This is a genomic window from Streptococcus sp. FDAARGOS_256 (assembly GCF_002289235.2).
Lineage (GTDB): Bacteria > Bacillota > Bacilli > Lactobacillales > Streptococcaceae > Streptococcus.
Window position 1 is genome coordinate 1,422,207 of record NZ_NTGM02000001.1, and the last position, 18,121, is coordinate 1,440,327.

Annotated in this window: 19 protein-coding genes and 1 pseudogene; 3 read left to right on the forward strand and 17 right to left on the reverse strand. The window is 40.7% G+C overall.

The annotated features are described in order from the left end of the window. The first annotated feature begins 2 nt into the window (after positions 1-2). Positions 3-248, forward strand: a complete 246-nt coding sequence (locus A6J84_RS07060) for a hypothetical protein (protein WP_000084865.1) — start codon at positions 3-5, stop codon at positions 246-248. Between the two features lie 197 nt (positions 249-445). Then, a complete protein-coding gene (locus tag A6J84_RS07065) occupies positions 446-1,708 on the forward strand; it encodes an NRAMP family divalent metal transporter (protein WP_095726317.1) in 1,263 nt (420 codons plus the stop codon). 81 nt (positions 1,709-1,789) lie between these two features. Here A6J84_RS07065 and nrdI read toward each other — a convergent pair whose 3' ends face one another. The 5 genes from nrdI to A6J84_RS07090 all read right to left on the reverse strand — a co-directional run bounded on the left by nrdI (position 1,790) and on the right by A6J84_RS07090 (position 6,489). Continuing rightward, positions 1,790-2,260, reverse strand: coding sequence for a class Ib ribonucleoside-diphosphate reductase assembly flavoprotein NrdI (gene nrdI / locus A6J84_RS07070; RefSeq protein WP_095726318.1), 471 nt, complete (start codon positions 2,258-2,260; stop codon positions 1,790-1,792). 76 nt (positions 2,261-2,336) lie between these two features. Next, a complete protein-coding gene (locus tag A6J84_RS07075; RefSeq protein ID WP_095726319.1) occupies positions 2,337-2,870 on the reverse strand; it encodes an ABC transporter permease in 534 nt (177 codons plus the stop codon). Positions 2,871-2,928: 58 nt separating this feature from the next. Beyond that, positions 2,929-4,215, reverse strand: a complete 1,287-nt coding sequence (locus A6J84_RS07080) for a response regulator transcription factor (protein WP_095726320.1) — start codon at positions 4,213-4,215, stop codon at positions 2,929-2,931. A gap of 11 nt (positions 4,216-4,226) precedes the next feature. Beyond that, positions 4,227-5,897, reverse strand: coding sequence for a sensor histidine kinase (locus tag A6J84_RS07085; protein WP_095726321.1), 1,671 nt, complete (start codon positions 5,895-5,897; stop codon positions 4,227-4,229). Beyond that, a complete protein-coding gene (locus A6J84_RS07090) occupies positions 5,875-6,489 on the reverse strand; it encodes a YesL family protein (RefSeq protein WP_000514460.1) in 615 nt (204 codons plus the stop codon). The genes A6J84_RS07085 and A6J84_RS07090 overlap by 23 nt, the downstream gene beginning before the upstream one ends. A gap of 133 nt (positions 6,490-6,622) precedes the next feature. On the opposite strand from A6J84_RS07090, the gene A6J84_RS07095 reads away from it, so the two are divergent. Next, on the forward strand, positions 6,623-7,192 hold the full coding sequence (locus A6J84_RS07095; RefSeq protein WP_095726322.1) for an MptD family putative ECF transporter S component: 570 nt from the start codon (positions 6,623-6,625) through the stop codon (positions 7,190-7,192). Between the two features lie 174 nt (positions 7,193-7,366). Here A6J84_RS07095 and dltD read toward each other — a convergent pair whose 3' ends face one another. The 12 genes and pseudogenes from dltD to A6J84_RS07155 all read right to left on the reverse strand — a co-directional run bounded on the left by dltD (position 7,367) and on the right by A6J84_RS07155 (position 17,996). Continuing rightward, positions 7,367-8,539 carry a D-alanyl-lipoteichoic acid biosynthesis protein DltD gene (dltD, locus tag A6J84_RS07100; protein ID WP_049519240.1) on the reverse strand — a complete coding sequence of 391 codons (1,173 nt, stop codon included), beginning with the start codon at positions 8,537-8,539 and terminating at the stop codon, positions 7,367-7,369. Positions 8,540-8,586: 47 nt separating this feature from the next. After that, the gene (gene dltB, locus A6J84_RS07105) at positions 8,587-9,741 is read right to left on the reverse strand and encodes a D-alanyl-lipoteichoic acid biosynthesis protein DltB (protein ID WP_095726323.1); all 1,155 of its coding nucleotides are present in this window, start codon (positions 9,739-9,741) and stop codon (positions 8,587-8,589) included. Between the two features lie 158 nt (positions 9,742-9,899). After that, entirely contained in the window at positions 9,900-10,592 is a 693-nt protein-coding gene (locus tag A6J84_RS07110) for a methionine ABC transporter permease (protein WP_000137507.1), read from the reverse strand. Position 10,593: 1 nt separating this feature from the next. Next, positions 10,594-11,655, reverse strand: coding sequence for a methionine ABC transporter ATP-binding protein (locus A6J84_RS07115; RefSeq protein WP_095726324.1), 1,062 nt, complete (start codon positions 11,653-11,655; stop codon positions 10,594-10,596). Next, positions 11,648-13,021 carry a M20 family metallopeptidase gene (locus tag A6J84_RS07120; RefSeq protein WP_000231780.1) on the reverse strand — a complete coding sequence of 458 codons (1,374 nt, stop codon included), beginning with the start codon at positions 13,019-13,021 and terminating at the stop codon, positions 11,648-11,650. Before A6J84_RS07120 ends, A6J84_RS07115 begins: the two co-directional genes overlap by 8 nt. 118 nt (positions 13,022-13,139) lie before the next feature. Further along, positions 13,140-13,994, reverse strand: coding sequence for a MetQ/NlpA family ABC transporter substrate-binding protein (locus A6J84_RS07125; protein WP_000694535.1), 855 nt, complete (start codon positions 13,992-13,994; stop codon positions 13,140-13,142). Positions 13,995-14,148: 154 nt separating this feature from the next. Further along, the gene (locus tag A6J84_RS07130) at positions 14,149-14,991 is read right to left on the reverse strand and encodes an amino acid ABC transporter substrate-binding protein (protein ID WP_000724942.1); all 843 of its coding nucleotides are present in this window, start codon (positions 14,989-14,991) and stop codon (positions 14,149-14,151) included. 102 nt (positions 14,992-15,093) lie between these two features. Further along, complete coding sequence (locus tag A6J84_RS07135) at positions 15,094-15,417, reverse strand: AzlD domain-containing protein (RefSeq protein ID WP_000253936.1); 324 nt, start codon at positions 15,415-15,417, stop codon at positions 15,094-15,096. After that, the gene (locus A6J84_RS07140; RefSeq protein WP_095726325.1) at positions 15,407-16,102 is read right to left on the reverse strand and encodes an AzlC family ABC transporter permease; all 696 of its coding nucleotides are present in this window, start codon (positions 16,100-16,102) and stop codon (positions 15,407-15,409) included. Before A6J84_RS07140 ends, A6J84_RS07135 begins: the two co-directional genes overlap by 11 nt. 137 nt (positions 16,103-16,239) lie before the next feature. Continuing rightward, a pseudogene (locus A6J84_RS07145) lies at positions 16,240-16,848 on the reverse strand (hypothetical protein). 203 nt (positions 16,849-17,051) lie between these two features. Then, on the reverse strand, positions 17,052-17,720 hold the full coding sequence (locus tag A6J84_RS07150) for a CPBP family intramembrane glutamic endopeptidase (RefSeq protein ID WP_095726326.1): 669 nt from the start codon (positions 17,718-17,720) through the stop codon (positions 17,052-17,054). Positions 17,721-17,786: 66 nt separating this feature from the next. Next, entirely contained in the window at positions 17,787-17,996 is a 210-nt protein-coding gene (locus A6J84_RS07155) for a peptide pheromone VP1 (protein WP_084880844.1), read from the reverse strand. Between the last annotated feature and the right edge of the window lie 125 nt (positions 17,997-18,121).

Consider the following 18,121-nt stretch of genomic DNA (forward strand, 5'->3'; position numbering starts at 1 on the left):
TTATGAGCCAATATGCTTATATCCTCGTTGTACTTAGCTTGGTTTTCCTTTTTCTGCTCAATAAGTACGAGAAGGAAAGACTTCAAAGACTCTACCAAGAGCAACTCTTGAAGGACGAGACATTTAGGTCTGACATCAAAGAGAAAATTCACACGACTGAAAATATCAATGATGTCATTGCACATATCAATAAAACTTACCATCTGGGAATGTTGCTCTCAAAAGACGTCACAGATCAATTGAAATAATCAAAATCCGAGAAGCTTTCTTCTCGGATTTTTTAGGCTTACCATATTCTCCTTGGAGAAATTTCATTAATACATGTAAAGTTTTCTGTAATTTTCTATATTTTTTCAAAATATTCTTGCATTTCCTTTAAGTTTTTTGTAGAATAGTAGCTATCTATTCAGATTATTCTGAAAATTCAAAAATAGGAGTGTTTATTATGTCACAAGTTACGTTATCAAACCAGTCAACCTGGGCAAGCAAACTAAAGGCAATGGGGCCAGGAATCCTAATGGCTTCTGCTGCCGTTGGAGGTTCTCACATTGTATCCTCTACTCAAGCTGGTGGTTCTTATGGTTGGTCACTACTCCTCTTGGTTATCTTGGCCAATGTTTTTAAATATCCATTTTTCCGTTTTGGTGCTGAATACACGGCTGATACGGGAAAGACTTTGGTCGAAGGTTATGCCGAAAAAGGGAAACTCTATCTCTGGATTTTCTTTATCCTCAATGTCTTTTCAGCTATGGTCAACACAGCTGGTGTTGCCATTCTGTGCTCAGCTATCATCGCCAGTGCCTTCCCAATGATCGGTCTTAGCATCACTCAATGGTCCCTTATCCTTGTTGCAGTCATTTGGGCTATGTTACTCTTTGGTGGCTACAAACTATTGGATGGTATGGCAAAATGGATCATGTCTGCTTTGACCATTGCAACTGTTCTTGCAGTTATCATTGCAACAATTAAACATCCAGAATACAGCTCTGATTTTGTCGAAAAGACACCTTGGCAAATGGCGGCACTCCCTTTTATCGTTTCCCTCTTAGGATGGATGCCTGCCCCTATTGAAATTTCAGCCATCAATTCACTCTGGTCTGCTGAAAAGAAAAAGACCGTCAACTTTAATACAGCGGACGCTCTTTTCGACTTTAACGTTGGTTACATTGGAACTGCTATCCTGGCTGTATTCTTCGTGGCACTCGGAGCACTGATTCAGTATCCTACCGGGCAGGCAGTTGAAGCTGCTTCAGCCAAATACATCTCTCAATTTGTGGGTATGTATGCCTCTGTTCTTGGAGAATGGTCTCGTTATTTGATTACCTTTATTGCCTTTCTTTGTATTTTTGGAACAGTTATCACCGTTATCGATGGTTACTCTCGTGTCAATCAGGAATCGCTGCGACTCTTGTTAAGTCAAAAAGAGGATAATCGTAAATCTTTGAACATCTGGATGACCCTCACAGCTATCATCGGTATCGTCATCATCAAATTCTTTGCTGGTCAAGTTTCCACCATGCTTCGCTTTGCCATGATCGGTTCTTTCCTAACAACACCATTCTTCGCTCTTTTGAACTATGTTTTGGTGACACGTGAAAATAAAAATCTTCCTTCTTGGCTAAAACTCCTCGCTATCGCAGGATTGATTTTCCTCTTTGGCTTTGCTATTTTCTTTATCTATGCACTTGCCATCGGAAAAGCAGGATAGTTTATAAAATGGCACCCTGACAGGGTGCTTTTTGCATACACAAAAAGCAGTTGAAAATCTCAACTGCCCCTCAGTACTACTTTATTTTTCTGTTTCTAACTCATACAAGTCCGCAATAATCGCTGCGACCTTTTTAATATCTTCCAGCATGCCTCTCATTTCAAAATCTGCTAGAACAGGGAAACCAAAGCGCTGACTGTACTGCTTGGCAGTCAAACAGTATTGGTTATTAAAATTGCGATTGCCAGATCCCACTACGCCAAAACACTTACTGGCATTATCTCCATAGGCAATAAAATCACCCACTGGAGTCGTTAAAATCTCAACATCGCCGTTGTCGACACCATTTCCACCTTCCAGATAGGTCGGTAAGAAAGCGACATAGGGATGGTCCATCTCAAAGAAATCTTTCCCTTCCTTGACCAAATCCTTGATATGGATCTTTTGGACCTCAATCCCTTCGTGCTCAGACAAGAGATAGTCCTTAAGTCGGGTTACAAAACTCTCTGTATTCCCACTCAAACTGATATAAACTAAAGATATTTTTTTCATATTGACCTCGATTTTTATTTTTGGATATTAAAAGAACTACCAAGATTGTAACTTGATAGTTCTCTTTTGTCAATACTTAGGCAACTTCCTCTGCTTCGACTTCCTCAGCCAAATCTTTTTGCTGGCGCCACATCTTGTAAAAGACTAAGGCTAAAAAGAGAACATTGATGATGATGAACAAAATATTCGTTCCTTGTGCCAATGCTCCCATTCCTAAGCCGAGGGTAGTATCTTTGATTAATTGAAGTGCATCTTGAACGTTCATATAGCTATAAACCAAACCAACAATCGCTAGTAGAACATAGCCAATATAAGCATAGTTTGCGAATTGCACATTTTTACGTACAAGAAATACAAAAGCTACTACAACTAAAATTGCAGATAAAACAATCAACAACATATTAAAAATAGAGTGCGATGACGCTGTTACTTGGTAAGTATAGTTGACTGTGTCTTCTAATTGCTGGGCAGTAAGCGTCCCGCTATTCGCCAGGCTCGCACGAAGCACATCTTTACTTGGCAATGGACTCAAGATTCCAAATAATGACATAGATGAAATGAGGGCTGATAGGACTAACAAGACCCAAAGATAAATAGGATTCTTTTTCATGTTTTCCTCCATAAGATATTTTGAACATTATAGCATTTTTTGTACAGAAATACAACTTTTACAAGCTGGTTTCAACTTGTTTCCGATAAGCTTTCGGTGATTTTCCGCACAATTTACGGAAAACCTTGTAGAAATATCCAACATTACTATAGCCAACTGCATAGCAAATATCTTCAATGCTATCACTGGTCGAAAGTAAGAGTTGCTGCGCTGCTTTTATTCGCTGTTTATTGAGCAATTCCGCAAAAGTCGAGTTTGTTTCCCTCTTGATCAACTGACCGAGATAGACAGGATTGATAAAGAGATCCTTGCTAATATCCTTCAGTGAGAGCTCTTTCTGATAATCACGCCCAATCACCTCCAGCACGCTCACCACATTTTCATTCATGCGGTACTGGCCAAAGAACTTGGTCAAGGTTTCTTTGATATAGGCAACCAATTCTTCAAAGGTGTTAATGGCATGAATAGCTTTTACAATCTCGGTCATATCATCTGCTTTTAGGTGTTCAAACAAATGAAAGACATCCATGACAAACTGGGTGAAGAGCTGCTTCGTGATAGCCACGCGCGGGGTATTCTCCAAGACGACCTTCTCTAGCAAGGTTAATTCTTCGATGATTTGATTGATATTCCCTTGGATAATCACCCGATAAATCGGCTCGTAATAAGCAAACAAACTCTCGGATTTTTCTAGATTGACTGAACCGTAGAAGAGGGCTTTTTCAGCGTTGATCTTCCAATTCTCAAAGGACTGCTGGTAGGGTGCTTCAAATGGTGTCACGATGATGCCATCGAGCTGTTGATCAGAGATGAAAATCTGCCAGTCTTGCCCCAAAACATAGTAAGGAATGGTAAAAGAACCCTGCTTTTCCTTGGATAGACCAATCCACCAGCTGTCTTTACCTGACAGGTAGTTCGTAAATCCTGTCTCATCCAATTCTTGACTGAGGGTCTGACTTTGCTCCACCTTTTCCTGAAGCTGTTGCGCAATTTTTTCTAATAAATTGCCCAACTCCACCTTGTCTACTGGCTTGACCAGATAATCCACGACACTAAGGTTCATGGCTTTTTTAACGTACTCAAACTCCTGATAACCAGACAGCAAGATATAATAGGTATCTGGAAGTAGCTCTTTCATTTCCCTAATCATCTCAAGTCCGGTCTTATCTGGCATGTTGACATCGGAAATGACCACATCTACTGGATTTTTCTTAATATAGTCCAAAGCATCATCTGCGTGATTAGCTGTTGCGACGACTTGCATATCCCATTTTTCAAAGGGGATTAATCGCTTGAGCCCCTCTGTCACCATGTACTCATCGTCTACTAATAAAACTTTATACATTTCTACCCTTTCTATTCATCCTGGATGATGATATGGTAACGAACACCTTCTTGCTCAGCTGACTCTACACTGATTTGGTAGCGATCCCCAAAGTAGAGAACAAAGCGTTCGTGTACATTTACTATTCCAATTGATTGCCGCTCCCCACTATAACTTGCCTCGTGTTCAAAACTTCTCTGAGCTAATTTTTCTTGCAAGCTAGCTAGTTTCTCAGCGGACATTCCCCGACCATTGTCTTCCACTAGGATTTCAACGAAGCCTTGGCCCTTCAAGGCTTTGATACTGATGACATTATCCGTTCTGCGATGGTCAACACCATGGGCAAAGTAGTTTTCTACTAATGGTTGGAGGGTAAATTTTGGAATCCTCATTTCTTCCAATTCTGGTGCAATCTTGAAACCATAGGCAATGGATTTAGGATAACGCACCATACAGAGATAGCTATATTTTCGGCAAAATTCCAACTCCTGCTTCAAGGTCGTTTCCCGCTCGTCGGAGATATTATTGCGTAACAAGCTGCTAAATTCATAGATAATATCTGCCAGTTCATCCTGACTTTGCATGACGGCATACATCCGTAAAAACTCTAGAGTATTGTACATAAAGTGAGGATTGATTTGAGCCTGCAGGGCTCGCATATTGGCATCTTTTTGGCTGAGCTCTAGCTGATAGATATCATGGATATTTTTTTCCAGGCGATCCAACATATCATTAGTTGTTTCTGCAATGAGAAGCAACTCTTGGTCTTTTTCAGAGGTATCAATTCGAAGGCCTTCTTCCCCTTGAGCAATCACCTCGATCGAATCTACTAGGTCTACGACCTGCTTTTGATAATTTGAAAAAGTCTGTCTAAGAGTCACGTACAAAATAATGATAAAGAGAATACTTAGCCCAATAATGACAGCTGAACTCGTCAAAGTTCCTGTAAGAACAAAATTTTTAGGAACAGCAACTCGAACCTGATAACCGTGAGAGGTGACACCTACAAACCAGTTTTCTCGCTCGGCTGAGACCTTCTCCCCAATATGGAACATCTCAGTCTCAAAAGGCGAAGTTACTGTTACAGCCATTGGGATATGGCCTCGAGTATTGTCAATAGCGCCATGTAAAACATCTGGGGATAGGGAGATATAGATCACTCCTAAATCCTTGTCAGACACAGGATCAGAAACAGGAATGGCAAAACTATTGGCTGTTGGCTTAAAATCCTCCGCAGGAACTTTCTCTCCACTGCGTTTTTCTCTAGTCGAAACATATACTTCCTTGTAGTCCTGAAGAACAATAGCCACTCCAGTCACAAAATCATTCCGAACATAGAGGTCATCAATATTTTCATACAGGGAAACCGAGATATAAGGTGAAGTTTTACGCTCTAATTGCCAATAGAAGTAGTCTGGTGTGCTGAGACTGAAATACTTGTAAATCCCTTCGATGCGGGCCTGATTTTCAACCAAAGACTGAGCAAGTCGGGTTGACTCTCTGTGATAGTATTCCACTTCACTCACTGTCCGAGTGGTCACACGTTCTGCAACCCGTTGGGCCTCTTTCTCACGCGAGTCCCAGTCAGCATACGATAGCATAATCGCAAAACTGGCAATGACCACGATCATAACCAAACTATAAATCCGTAAAAGAGAGTGAATCCAAAACTGCTTCATTCTATTTTGTCGCCAATTTTTCATGGATACTTTCATAAATAGGTTCCAACATATCACTGATAAAGAAATGCCACATTCCAATTCCTACAAAAAAGAGCAAGGCAGGCATATAATAACCAACTCCTACAAGGAGAGCGGACCCGAGTAAAACCTTGGCAATCGCAGGTAGGCTCATAAAAATCCCGATAAGGGACAGTTTCAAGGTATTTTGGTAGGATAAATCAAAGTACACCTGAAGTTTCAAGGAAACAGTGTAGGCTAGAAAGACAAGAGCAACTACAAGGACGTTGAGGAAGGTCGCCAAAAGGTGGAAAATCGTCTGGTGGGGCAATTGAACTAGAAGATACAAACCATAAACTAGGACAAGATCAACAAACACAAAACTATAGAAAGCCAGATTGCTCTTGACAAAATTACTCTTATACAATTCCCAAGCTTCCTTCAAATGGTATGCTCGATAGGTATACCCATGCTCCGCATACAAACTCATAAGAGTTGCACTAGCTGGTGCCAAACCAAAGACTACTCCTCCTGCAAGTGTTAATAGCCAGAAATAAGCCGTCGCAATCATTCCCAAAAAGATACGATTAAAGACGAATTCTAGAAATTTTCCCATGCTACTCTCCTTAAACTAACGATGTAACTATTATATCATATTTCAAACGTTTTCAAAAATATAGAACTCCCATTTACAATCCTCAAAAAGCGTGATACAATTGGTTTTGTTAATTCGCATCAAGGAGATTCTCATGAAGAAAAATATCTTAACCACCCTCTTGGCCGCCGTCCTTTATTTCCTCTGTCTAGGGATTGGAGTCTTCCTAGGACACCTGGTCGATCAAACAGGCAATATGTTCTACGCGCCGGCCTTTTCTGCCCTTGTCTGTGGCAGTGTCTACATGCTTCTTTTGACGAAGGTCCCTCGTTTTGGCGCTATCACCACTCTAGGACTTTTTATGGCACTTTTCTTCCTAGCTAGCAAGCATGGCGCTGGTGCCTTTCTCCCAGGACTCGCCTGTGGTCTTGCAGCAGATGCCATCGCTCGTCTCGGAAACTACAGAGATCGAATCAAAAACACCCTCTCCTTCCTCGTCTTTGCTTTTAGCACAAGTGGCCCTATCTTCCTCATGTGGATCCGTCCCAAAGCTTACGTGGCCACCTTACTTGCACGTGGGAAATCCCAAGAATACATTGACCGTATCATGGTCGCTCCAGAGTTGGACAAAATCCTTCTCTTTGTTTCGAGCATCCTCGTAGGTGCCTTGATTGGGGCTTTGGTTGGGCAATTTCTAAGTCAAAAAATAGCTGATAAACTATAAGATAAAAGCACTGAAGACTAGCTATGCCTAGTTCCAGGGCCTTTTTGTATACAATCTTAGAATTCACTATAGATAAATTCTTGAATATTCGAAAAATCGGTCACAAAACAGTAAATCACGATGCTCAAGATAACCGTATAGAAAAAAAGTGTCCACAAGATTAATCGATGAGTGTTAGTTAGCTTGGTTTGCAAATTTGTAAAGTTCTTTTTCAACTTCCATCCATCCTTTCACTCCAACGTGCATCACGTCAAATAAAAAGTAATCATCATACTCTCTGTTTCCATAGTTTAATACGGTTGCACCATGGCTTTTTGCGACATCTTCTATTTTTTTATAAGTTTTTTCTCGCATCTCTCTTGAGACACCAGTGTAGTCGTTCCATTTCCCGTTTACTGGGAAAATAATAACCTCAACTTCAATGCCCAATTCTTTAGCAACCGTCAAGAAAAGTTCCATATCTGAATATTCAGGTGACTCTAGGTAGCTCAAATCTTTATTGGAATCTTTTAGCGATGCATAGCGATCTTTTAAGTAAGTATTGTAGTAGTTATTATCAACAGCATAGTCATTATTGTCTGTTTTCCTTTTGACCTCTTCCACAAACTGAGCCGTCATCTTTTCCCAATCATAGTCTGGGGTTTTGTCTCCTAGTGAAGGATAATCTGATTTCTCATGATTTTCATAAAATTTTCGTTTGAGCTTAAAGGAATACATCGCGTTATCTAACTCTAATAGTTTTTTATCAACAATGGTTCCTTTTCCATCTATGAAATAACTTTTATATTTTTTGTAGATGTCGTTTTGTTGCTTGTTTCCTTTGGTAATCTCGATAATGCGATTGATTAGTTTTTCTTTCGTTTCTTTACTAATCTTGTCATTATCTAGCATGTGAAAAATATGTTCCTGAGAAGCCTTGTTCAAAAAGGCATCTTGATGGGTCCCATCTTTTTCAAACCACTGAACCGACTCTACTATAGCTACTTTTCGCTTACTCATTGATCCTTCAATAGAGCCCAAGGTCGTAGCCTGAATGATGTTTTGAGAATAACTAGTCCCAATCTGCATGATATTAAAATCGTTGTAGTTAAAAATTTTATTTGGATGATAGTCTTCATTTATCGTCGCAACCAACTCTGAGGAACCCATTAGAACCAGTGTATTGGGGGTGATATTGCTTGTTAGAATATCTCTACTTTTATACTTTTCATACGAGGTGTTATAACGAATACTGTTATCCTTGACTTTATAATAATCATCAATCTTCTTGACATACGTCACATTTAAAAGGGCAAGCGTCGCAATTACGAGCACAAGCGATAGTAAAAATGCTTTTAATTTAATCATCTCGTTTTATCCTATCCCTTCGATCTGTCCGATTTCTTCTCAATCTCTTATCTCTTTAAAGTCGTCAGTAAGATTTTATAGGGTTCACCTGAAAAGATAAAGAAACCAACCATAACCAAATTCATGGTCACAAACCAACTTAGTAGCTTATACCATTTTTTGTTTTTATTTTTCTTATAAAAATTGCTTTTCTTTTGATACACTTCAAATCCAGCCATCAAGACACCATGGTAAAAACCATAGACAATGTAGCTAACACTAAGACCATGCCAAAAACCCATGACCAACATATTGACCATATAGGCATAGGTTGCATTGTGTAGTCTATTTTTAAACCATTTTTTCCTGATAACCTGCATCAATACTCTTGAAAATACAAAATCTCTCAACCAGGTCGACAAGGTGATATGCCATCTAGTCCAGAAATCTTTGATATCGATACTCAAGAAAGGTTTGTTAAAGTTCATCGGTGTCTGAATACCTAGAATGTTACTACTTCCAACGGCCATTAGACTATAGCCTGCAAAGTCAAAAAACAGATACAAGGTATAGAGGTACATATACTTGATTGAGTAAACGACTGTGCCAGTATTATTTAGAGCGAGTAACATCTGGTAAACATAGGTTGATAAAACAATCTTGTAAAGGAGGCCTAGAACGATACGATACACACCGTCCCCTGCTAACTCTAGATACTCTTTTCGGGGCATGACCTCGTTTATCTCTTTTAAAAATCTCCTACTCCGATCAATCGGACCAGCACTAACTGTTGGGAAAAAGAGCAAAAACTGTAGATAATCTTTTACAGTGATTTTTTCTTTGATTAAGCCATCCGATATCTCTAACATGATCTGAATGGTCTTAAAGGACATGTAAGAAATTCCAATAAAGGCCAACAAATGCAGAGAAGTCAGGGCAAAGACTTTATTGATCACCAAAGGAAGAATGGAAAGGAAAACCAGTGGTTTCAGCCACTTTGCCTCTATCCGCTGCGCTAGAAAAACCAGAAAATACTGGTAAACGATAAAGGCGAGTAAATAGACAATCATCGCTCGGCTCTTACCATAGATAGCTCCTGCAAATAAGAGGGAGAGCGCCAAAATATAGTAGTCTTTACGTTTTTCAAAAAAGTTTACCACAAAACCAATCAGTAAAACTACAAACAAGAGAAGGAAAAACTCATTCCCCTCGAAATAATTCATACCAGACAAACTCCTTTACATTATCATCTCTTCTACAGCAAACTTTTTGATTTGCTAATTGAGGACCTTTATTTATTATAGCATATTTCTAAAAAGAAGCTTTATCCTTCTTGCATTTCGGTGAGAAAACAAAAAGGAGTCCCTTTGAACTCCTTCCATTATTTATGACTTAGTTTCTTGGTCAAGAAATCTCCCAAGAACTGGATCGTAAAGATAATCAAGATGATAATGATGGTTGCCAAGATGGTCACATCGTGATTGTAACGGTTAAATCCATAAGCAATGGCCACGTTACCGATACCACCAGCACCAACTGCTCCCGCCATGGCTGTTTCCCCAACAAGGGAAATCAAAGTCACAGTCGTCACACGAATCAAATCTGGCAAACCTTCTGATAGGTAAACACCCACGATATCCCAGAAGGTCGCTCCGCTCGCTTGAGCCGCCTCAATGACACCGCCATCCAGCTCAGCCAAGACAACCTGCACCTGACGGGCAAAGAAGGCAAAGACTGCAAAAGAAAGGGGGACAAGGGCTGCATTTGGCCCGATACTTGTTTTAACAATCAAGTGAGAGAGTGGCGACATGATTGCCAAGAGGATGATAAATGGTACCGCGCGGAAAATAGAGGTAATCTTGTCTAAAATCCAGAAGATAACCTTATTTTCCAAGACACCGCCTGGCGCTGTCAAGACGAGGAAAAGACCTGCTACCAACCCCAAGAACCCTCCGATGATGAAAGAAAGAACTGTCATATAAAGAGTTAGGTAGATGGCTGTTCCCCAGCCTGCCTGACCAGCCCAGCCCATCTTATAGACATTTGGTAGATAAGTTTGAATCAACTCTGTCATTTTACTGTCCTCCCTTCAATACTTTTAGCTGGACGCCAGCCTGACGGATGGCATCTTGAGCACCTACTAGCGCTGCTTTTTCCCCTGACAAGACCACAACCAATTCTCCAACGGGAGTGCCATCGAGAATTTCGATATTTCCATAGAGGATATTGGCCGTTACTTGGTAACGCTTGTACAATTCATTCAAAAGTGGCTCGTCTGTCGAAGCTCCTGCATACTTGAGCTGTACTAAGATACTGTTTTCAAACAGATTTTCCACGATTTCTTGCTTCTCAATCTTAACCATGGCTTCGTCAATACCTGTTGCAGTAGAGATGAAGTCTTGGGTCAAAGGTTGTTTAGGGTCTGAGAAGATTTCAAGGACACTGCCCTCTTCAATCAAATGCCCATCCTGCATGACTGCCACACGGTTGGCAATGTCTTTAACAATCTGCATTTCGTGTGTAATCAGGACAACGGTCAAGCCTAATTTTTGGTTCAAATCTTGCAACAAGGCCAAAATCTGCTTGGTTGTCTTAGGGTCAAGGGCAGAAGTTGACTCATCTGAAATCAAGATTTTTGGATCATTGGCCAAGGCACGCGCAATAGCCACACGCTGTTTTTGCCCTCCTGATAGTTGTGAAGGGTAGTTTTCAGCACGATCCGCCAAGCCAACCAAGTCCAACAACTTGGCTACTTTAGCTTTCTTTTCTTCCTTGCTGAGTCCAGAATGTTTAAGGGCAAAGGCCACATTCTCCTCGGCCGTTTTCTGGCTCATAAGATTAAAGTGTTGGAAAATCATCCCGATATCTTGACGTTTCCGACGTAACTGCTCCGCCGTCAAAGTGACCTTACCGTCAAAAATCACATCGTCATCAATGGTGATTTTCCCTGCAGATGGTTTTTGCAAGAGGTTAATCACCCGTACAAGGGTTGATTTCCCTGCTCCAGAATATCCAACGATTCCGTAGATATCCCCTTCTTGGATGTGAATGGTCACATCCTTGACCGCTGTGATGGTTCTCTTCTTTTGGTGAAAAGTCACATCGATCTGATCTAACTTGATAATATCTCTACTCATAGCTTCTAATCAGCTCCTCTACTAATTCAATATGGGTGTAGTAATCGGCGATTCGCACGTTTTCATCTCCACCATGGTCTCGGCTATTGGCATTTCCTAGACCGAAGGCCACCATGGGTACCTCTAAGGCATCAAAGACCGTATGCATAGGTCCTGTCCCCGCTGTGGTCGGCAAGACTGAAACGCCCTGTGGATAGAATTTCTTGGCCAACTCGATCACATTGAGAATGGCCGGCGCGCTCATATCGCTTCGATAACTCATCTCTCCCAAGGTATAGTATAATTCTACCTTATCAAAGCCATTTTTGTCTAGCTGTTTCCGAATTTTTTCCAGAACATCATGCGGTTCTAAGCCAGGAACCAAACGAACTTCTAACTTAGCACTGGCTTCTGCTGGCAAAATCGTTTTAACCCCTTGCCCTTGATAACCTGACTGAATCCCTTCGATATTAAGGGCTGGCTCGAAAAAGAACCGTTTTAGAAAGGCTGCACGATCCTCTTGTAAGAGAGGTAATTCCAAACCATAAATGCGACTAATTTCCTCTGGATTGCGTTGGGCGTAAGTATCCACCAAGGCTAGCTCTCGTTTATTTGGCTCTTGAACATCCTCGTACAGGCCTTCTACTAAGATACGTCCATCTGCTGCACGTAGGCTACTTAAGGCCTGGATAAGATACCATGGAGCTGACTCCACGACACCACCATAACTCGAGTGGATATCCACATCCGCACTCTTCACCTTAGCATCAAAGGTTACAATTCCCTTGTTTCCGCCAGAGATTTCCAGCTGTTCCAAGGCGTTCTTGGTTCCTTGTTCCCAGACTAGCAAGTCCGCTCCACGAAGTTTGTCTGCGTGTTTCTCTAAATACTTATCTAGATCCATGGAAGCAGACTCCTCTGCTCCCTCCATGATAAAGCTGATATTGACAGGCAGGTCATCATGGTGCTGCATATACTTTCTCAAAGCACTCAAACGAGCTGTGATGTGGCCTTTGTCGTCGTCAACCCCACGCCCATACATAAAGCCATTTCGCACAGAAAGGGTAAAAGGATCCTCTGTCCACACCTGGTCGCCATCCGCTGGCACGGTGTCATAGTGATTATAGAAGATCAAGGTCTTGGCATCCGGACGCGAACTCTTGAAATGCGCCATGACAAAGGGAGCCGTATAGCTCTCATCAATCTCCACTTCAGCCCCTACACGCTTGAAAATCTCACCCAGATAGTTTGCGACCTCCTTGAGTCCAACCTGTTGGGCAAAGACTGATTTCTTGGAAATCAAGGTGCGCAAGACTTCAAAATAATGCTGGGCAACATGATCCTTCTCAAATTTTTCAATCTGCTCTTGTTCGCTAGGAAAAACCATTTTCTCTCTCTTTCTACTACCTACTTGTGTCTTCAGAACGACCACAAGTGCCTCTTTAAAATCAACTCTCTATACAAAAGCAAGAGGTGGAAACTCTCTCCCACCTCCCTGTGTCTTATTACCAAACTGGTTGGTCCAAACCGTCTGATGTTTCTTCGATAACTTTTTTCACTTCATCAGTGTGGTAAGCTGCGATAATTTTCTTGATGGCATCAGCCTTAGGTGATGATTCCCAATCTTTTTTCGCAACAATGATGTTGTACCATTGTTTTGAGTTTTCATCAGCTTGTTCTTTGAAGAGTGCTTTCTTGTAGTCCAATTTTGCTTCTGTAACGAAGGTATTGTTTACAACGGCAGCATCAACTGATGACAATGAACGAGCTGTTTGGCTAGCGTCCAATTCAGTAATCTTCAAGTTCTTTGGATTTTCTGTGATGTTAGCAACTGTTGCAAGTGCAGTTCCAGAAACATCCAATTTGATCAAACCAGCTGATTGAAGCAAGTAAAGTGCACGGCTTTCGTTTGTTGCATCGTTTGGTACGGCGATTTCACCGTTATCTGGGATTTCTTCCACTTTGGTGTACTTGTTTTCTTCCCCATTTTTACCTGAGTATAGGCGGATTGGTGAGATGTAGGTATCTGCAATCGCTACAAGGTCTTTCCCGTTTTCTTTGTTCCAGTTGTTCAAGAAGTTGTAGTGTTGGAAAGCATTCAAGTCTACTTCGCCATCAGCAGTTGCCTTGTTTGGTTGTGAGTAGTCTGTGAACTCTGTAAATTTCAAGGTAATGCCGTCTTTTTTGACCAATTCTTGAATCTTGTCCCAACGTGCTTCTTCAGAACCACTACGGTTAACTGTTGCGATTTTGACAACTGTTTCGTTGTCAGCTTTCTTTTCTGAATTTCCGCAAGCTGCAAGAGTCAAACCTGCGACTGTAGCAAGAGCTGCTACACCGAGCCATTTTTTAATTTTCATGATTCTATCTCCTTTAAAAATAATACCGTAATAGTATCTCATACTTTATTTGATTTAGCAAATTGTTATTAGATAGGCAGACATATAGTTTGAAACTATATACCTAAAAATTGAGAAATCATCCGCCTTTCTCAGACTGGATGATTTCATACGACTATTTAATATCAGCTTCTGCTGGTAGGTAAGAATCACCAAAGAACTGTTGAGATAGCTTTTCAAGAGTTCCGTCTTTGTAGAGTTCTTGGATTCGTTTGTCCACAAATGATTTCAACTCATCTTGACCTTTAGCAAGAAGTGGGTAAACATAAGGTTGTTGGTCGCTTGGAAGTTCAATGACTTTCAAGTTGTCCAAACCTTGGTTCTTGATAACTGTTTCAACACCGATTTTATCAAAAATCTTGTAGTCAAATTGTCCATCACTCAAACGAGACATGATTTGTTGGAAATCAGCCTTTGTGTAATTAAGGATAGTTGGATTGTCTGCATGTTCTGTGTTATATGCTTCCAATTGTTTAGCTGAAGTTGTTCCTTGAACGACCTCAGTAGATTTTCCACCGATATCATCGAGAGATTTGATGCTATCGTCGTCTTTCTTCACAACGAGAACGTTAGGATTTTTAGCAGTTGGTGCTGCGTAAAGGTATTTTTCTGCACGTTCTTTGGTATAGCTGAGGTTGTTAACAGCCATTTGATAACGGTCACTATCAAGTCCTGGGAAAATACCTGACCACTCTGTCTTTTCAAACTTGACAGTATACTTGTCTGAGTCTTTAAAGATCGCGCGAACCACTTCAATCTCGTAACCAGTCAATTCACCATTTTCTTCATAAATAAATGGTTTTGGTGAACCGTTAGTTGCTACGACGATTTCTTTTTTACCAGATGTTGCTTCACCTGATGCTGCATCTTTCTTATCTCCACCTGAGCAAGCTGCTAGTAGACCTGCGGCAACAAGCCCTAGGGCAGCAAGAGATGAATATTTAACGATTTTTTTCATGTCGTTTCCTCCAAAATAGAATACTTTACTATCTTAACAGAAAAAAGGAATTTACGCCATTATATGATATCTATCTCGGCGATAGGTTTTTTTTATGGCTAACTAAAAGACCAGACGCAAGACTGCAATCAAGACCACTCCAAAGAGAACTGTACCAACTAGATTGCGGTAGCGAAAGGCTACCCAAGCCGTTGGAAAGACTGCTAAAAAGTCCAGCCATTTGATCTGAGGAAGGCTGCCAACCTTGCCAGTCACTACGCTTGAAAGGATCAAGGCAAAGATAATGGAAACAGGCAAAAACTTCAAAAACCGCTCGACGATAGCTGGCAATCCCTTGTACTTAACCAAGATGAAGGGAATCATACGGGGAATCCAAGTCACTAGGCCTGAAAAGATAACGGCTAACAAAAGATATTTACTGACCATCTAAGACCACCCCCATAGTGCAACCTAGCAAGGTCGCAAACAAAACAGCTAGCGACTGAGACACCACTGTCAAGAGCAAAAAGAAGGACACCGCAACCACGGCTAGGATCCGCAGTAGATTCCGTACAGGAACCCGTCTTTGCATAATCTGGAACTGCGAAGCAAAAATCCCGATAAACATTCCGACAAGGGCAAAGTCTAATCCAAAGACCTCAGGATTTGGAAGAAGCCCACCTAAAGCTGTCCCCGCAACTGTCCCAATAAACCAGGCTACATAACTATTGAGATTGTTTCCATGCATCCACATAGGATGGACCTTGTCTGTATGGGCTAATTCTCCCATCAAAACCCCATAGGTCTCATCTGTCAGGAGACTGGACATGCCGATATTTTGCCAGAGACTAGTATGACGGAAATAAGTCGATGCATGCAGGCTCAGCAAAAAGAGTCGCAAGTTGATCAAAAAGACCGTCATAGCAATAGCTGCTACAGGTGCTTGGACCGCAATCAATGCCAACATGGCAAACTGGGCGCTCCCAGCATAAACAAAGAGGCTCATCAGGCCCATCTCAACAGGTGTCACATAGGGCGCACCGATAATCCCACAAGCTAGACCGATACTAACATAGCCAAGGGCAGTCGGCATGGCAGCCTGAACACCTTCCCAAAATCCTTTTTCTTTCATCTTTTTCCTCTTATTTTCTTCGTTTGAGACTGTTCAAGGTCACAGCCACAGCAAGAAATATTATAACACATTCATAAAAGAGAAAAAAGTTTAGAGTTTGGAACTTGGAGCTAGTAAAAAGTACTGAATAGGATGTATTATGGATACATGAGAAATTGATCCACTCGGATAGTATACTTATCGGTTTCCGTGTCTGTAGCATATTTATTTTCTGTCGGATAGACATCGACCTAGAGTTCCCACTGTTGTCCCTTCAACTTGACCTTGTAGCGATAACCGTCATCGTATATCCCTACCGGATCAGTGGTCATAGACTGATAATCTGGGAGTGCTTCAATTTCTTTTTTTATAGTCTGGGATAAGTTATCAAGCAATGCTTGCTGCTCAGCTTTTGAGGCAACGGGAAAATAAGCCGCTACTGTTTCCAAGCGATGCGACTTTGAAAATGTGAATCTTACTCGACCTGTATGGCCCTTCAAAGAAATATTTTCATAATCATAGAAAAGGCGGCCTGTTTTATAGAAATAAGGGTCTTCTGCACGCCAAGTATCGCGATAAGCCATTTCCTCTTCTTCCTCCACCTCGCTAGCCTCTCCCAATACTTCTTCAAAAGATTTAACAGGCATACCGAAAGAAAGGGATTCAAACAAGACCAGTTGCGTCTTTTTTATATTATGGCAAGCTGATAAAAGCATGAGTAAAGCTCCAAGAGCAAGCAAACTACTAATTATTTTTGTAATTTTCATATATCTACTATACAAGAAAAGTCTCAGACTGACAAACTTTGGATTTTCCGATTACATTTTGAGACTTATTCTCTAAATTTGGAGGAAACAAAGGACTACTCAAAAATTAGTAACAGACAGTCAAAATAAAAAAGACTGAAAAAACAGTCTTATTTATAATACTTAGCTAGTCAGTTCTTTTGTTTTTATGATTGGCAGAAACTCTAAAACAACAAGGGCAGAATTTGAGCAATACCATTGTAGACTATATGCAGTCCAATAGGCCAATAAATAGACTTTGTCACTCTAAAAAAGACTGCCATTATTAAACCACTACCCATATATACGAAAAAGTCTGTCAAGACCCAACCATGATTACTGATATGCAAAATACCAAATAAAGTAGCCGAACCAAGTACATCCAGTCCCCATTTTTTCCCTTTTTCCAAAGCAGTCATCACCAATCCACGATAGATCATCTCTTCAAAAATGGGACCTGCAATCACAGGATAGAAAAAATACATCAGAAATGCCGTTGCTCCTGTAAAAGTAGGGACATCCAGTTGATAAGCAATTTCATTTTTGGTAGGAGGGAAAAGATAAAATGTGACGAAATTCCAAATAACAAAAGCAAGAAGAGCTAAAAAGGAATAAAAAAGATAAGAACCTTTAAATTTTTTACTGTTAATTTTCTGCCATTTTCCTGACCAAACCATAACAATAAGAGCAAGCAGAACCACAAGAAAATTCAACAGCATATCCGACAAATAATAGGCAAAGTCAGATAGACCAGCAGCAAGATCGCTGTGTAAGACCAGACGAATCAAGAACTGGTCAGCAATGACAAGTAGAATGGCTATAATAAGGTAGTAGTGTGAGATTATCTTTTTCATTCTATTTTCTCCTATACTATGAAATAAAGACAGCCCCTACCCAAGAAAAGGCAAGGGCTTTGAATATCAATAACGGCGACGATTAACAGTAGAAGAATCATGGTTAAAATTTCTCTTCCAGTGATCAATAATTGACCAAGGTGTTCCTAGGCCTCCCCAGCCTCCCCAATTTCCACCACCTGGGATATTCGCAACATTCACAAGATCTCCTCCGTAAACTGCCTCTAGCTCCACTTCTGTTAGTTCCATTGTTTCTGCAAATTGTAAATTCAACATCATTTACACTCCTTCAATTATTTTTACTTGTAAACCACTTCTGCGACCTAGGATTTGCTTCAAATGTCTTACAAGGACAGTATAACACGAAAATTGTCTTATTTTAGAAAATCGCATATTTGATA

Bases quoted from the DNA above. Each gene is read 5' to 3' on its own strand.
- A6J84_RS07060 (WP_000084865.1), top strand. From the start codon at position 3: ATGAGCCAATATGCTTATATCCTCGTTGTACTTAGCTTGGTTTTCCTT.
- A6J84_RS07065 (WP_095726317.1), top strand. From the start codon at position 446: ATGTCACAAGTTACGTTATCAAACCAGTCAACCTGGGCAAGCAAACTA.
- nrdI (WP_095726318.1), bottom strand. From the start codon at position 2,260: ATGAAAAAAATATCTTTAGTTTATATCAGTTTGAGTGGGAATACAGAG.
- A6J84_RS07075 (WP_095726319.1), bottom strand. From the start codon at position 2,870: ATGAAAAAGAATCCTATTTATCTTTGGGTCTTGTTAGTCCTATCAGCC.
- A6J84_RS07080 (WP_095726320.1), bottom strand. From the start codon at position 4,215: ATGTATAAAGTTTTATTAGTAGACGATGAGTACATGGTGACAGAGGGG.
- A6J84_RS07085 (WP_095726321.1), bottom strand. From the start codon at position 5,897: ATGAAAAATTGGCGACAAAATAGAATGAAGCAGTTTTGGATTCACTCT.
- A6J84_RS07090 (WP_000514460.1), bottom strand. From the start codon at position 6,489: ATGGGAAAATTTCTAGAATTCGTCTTTAATCGTATCTTTTTGGGAATG.
- A6J84_RS07095 (WP_095726322.1), top strand. From the start codon at position 6,623: ATGAAGAAAAATATCTTAACCACCCTCTTGGCCGCCGTCCTTTATTTC.
- dltD (WP_049519240.1), bottom strand. From the start codon at position 8,539: ATGATTAAATTAAAAGCATTTTTACTATCGCTTGTGCTCGTAATTGCG.
- dltB (WP_095726323.1), bottom strand. From the start codon at position 9,741: ATGAATTATTTCGAGGGGAATGAGTTTTTCCTTCTCTTGTTTGTAGTT.
- A6J84_RS07110 (WP_000137507.1), bottom strand. From the start codon at position 10,592: ATGACAGAGTTGATTCAAACTTATCTACCAAATGTCTATAAGATGGGC.
- A6J84_RS07115 (WP_095726324.1), bottom strand. From the start codon at position 11,655: ATGAGTAGAGATATTATCAAGTTAGATCAGATCGATGTGACTTTTCAC.
- A6J84_RS07120 (WP_000231780.1), bottom strand. From the start codon at position 13,021: ATGGTTTTTCCTAGCGAACAAGAGCAGATTGAAAAATTTGAGAAGGAT.
- A6J84_RS07125 (WP_000694535.1), bottom strand. From the start codon at position 13,994: ATGAAAATTAAAAAATGGCTCGGTGTAGCAGCTCTTGCTACAGTCGCA.
- A6J84_RS07130 (WP_000724942.1), bottom strand. From the start codon at position 14,991: ATGAAAAAAATCGTTAAATATTCATCTCTTGCTGCCCTAGGGCTTGTT.
- A6J84_RS07135 (WP_000253936.1), bottom strand. From the start codon at position 15,417: ATGGTCAGTAAATATCTTTTGTTAGCCGTTATCTTTTCAGGCCTAGTG.
- A6J84_RS07140 (WP_095726325.1), bottom strand. From the start codon at position 16,102: ATGAAAGAAAAAGGATTTTGGGAAGGTGTTCAGGCTGCCATGCCGACT.
- A6J84_RS07150 (WP_095726326.1), bottom strand. From the start codon at position 17,720: ATGAAAAAGATAATCTCACACTACTACCTTATTATAGCCATTCTACTT.
- A6J84_RS07155 (WP_084880844.1), bottom strand. From the start codon at position 17,996: ATGTTGAATTTACAATTTGCAGAAACAATGGAACTAACAGAAGTGGAG.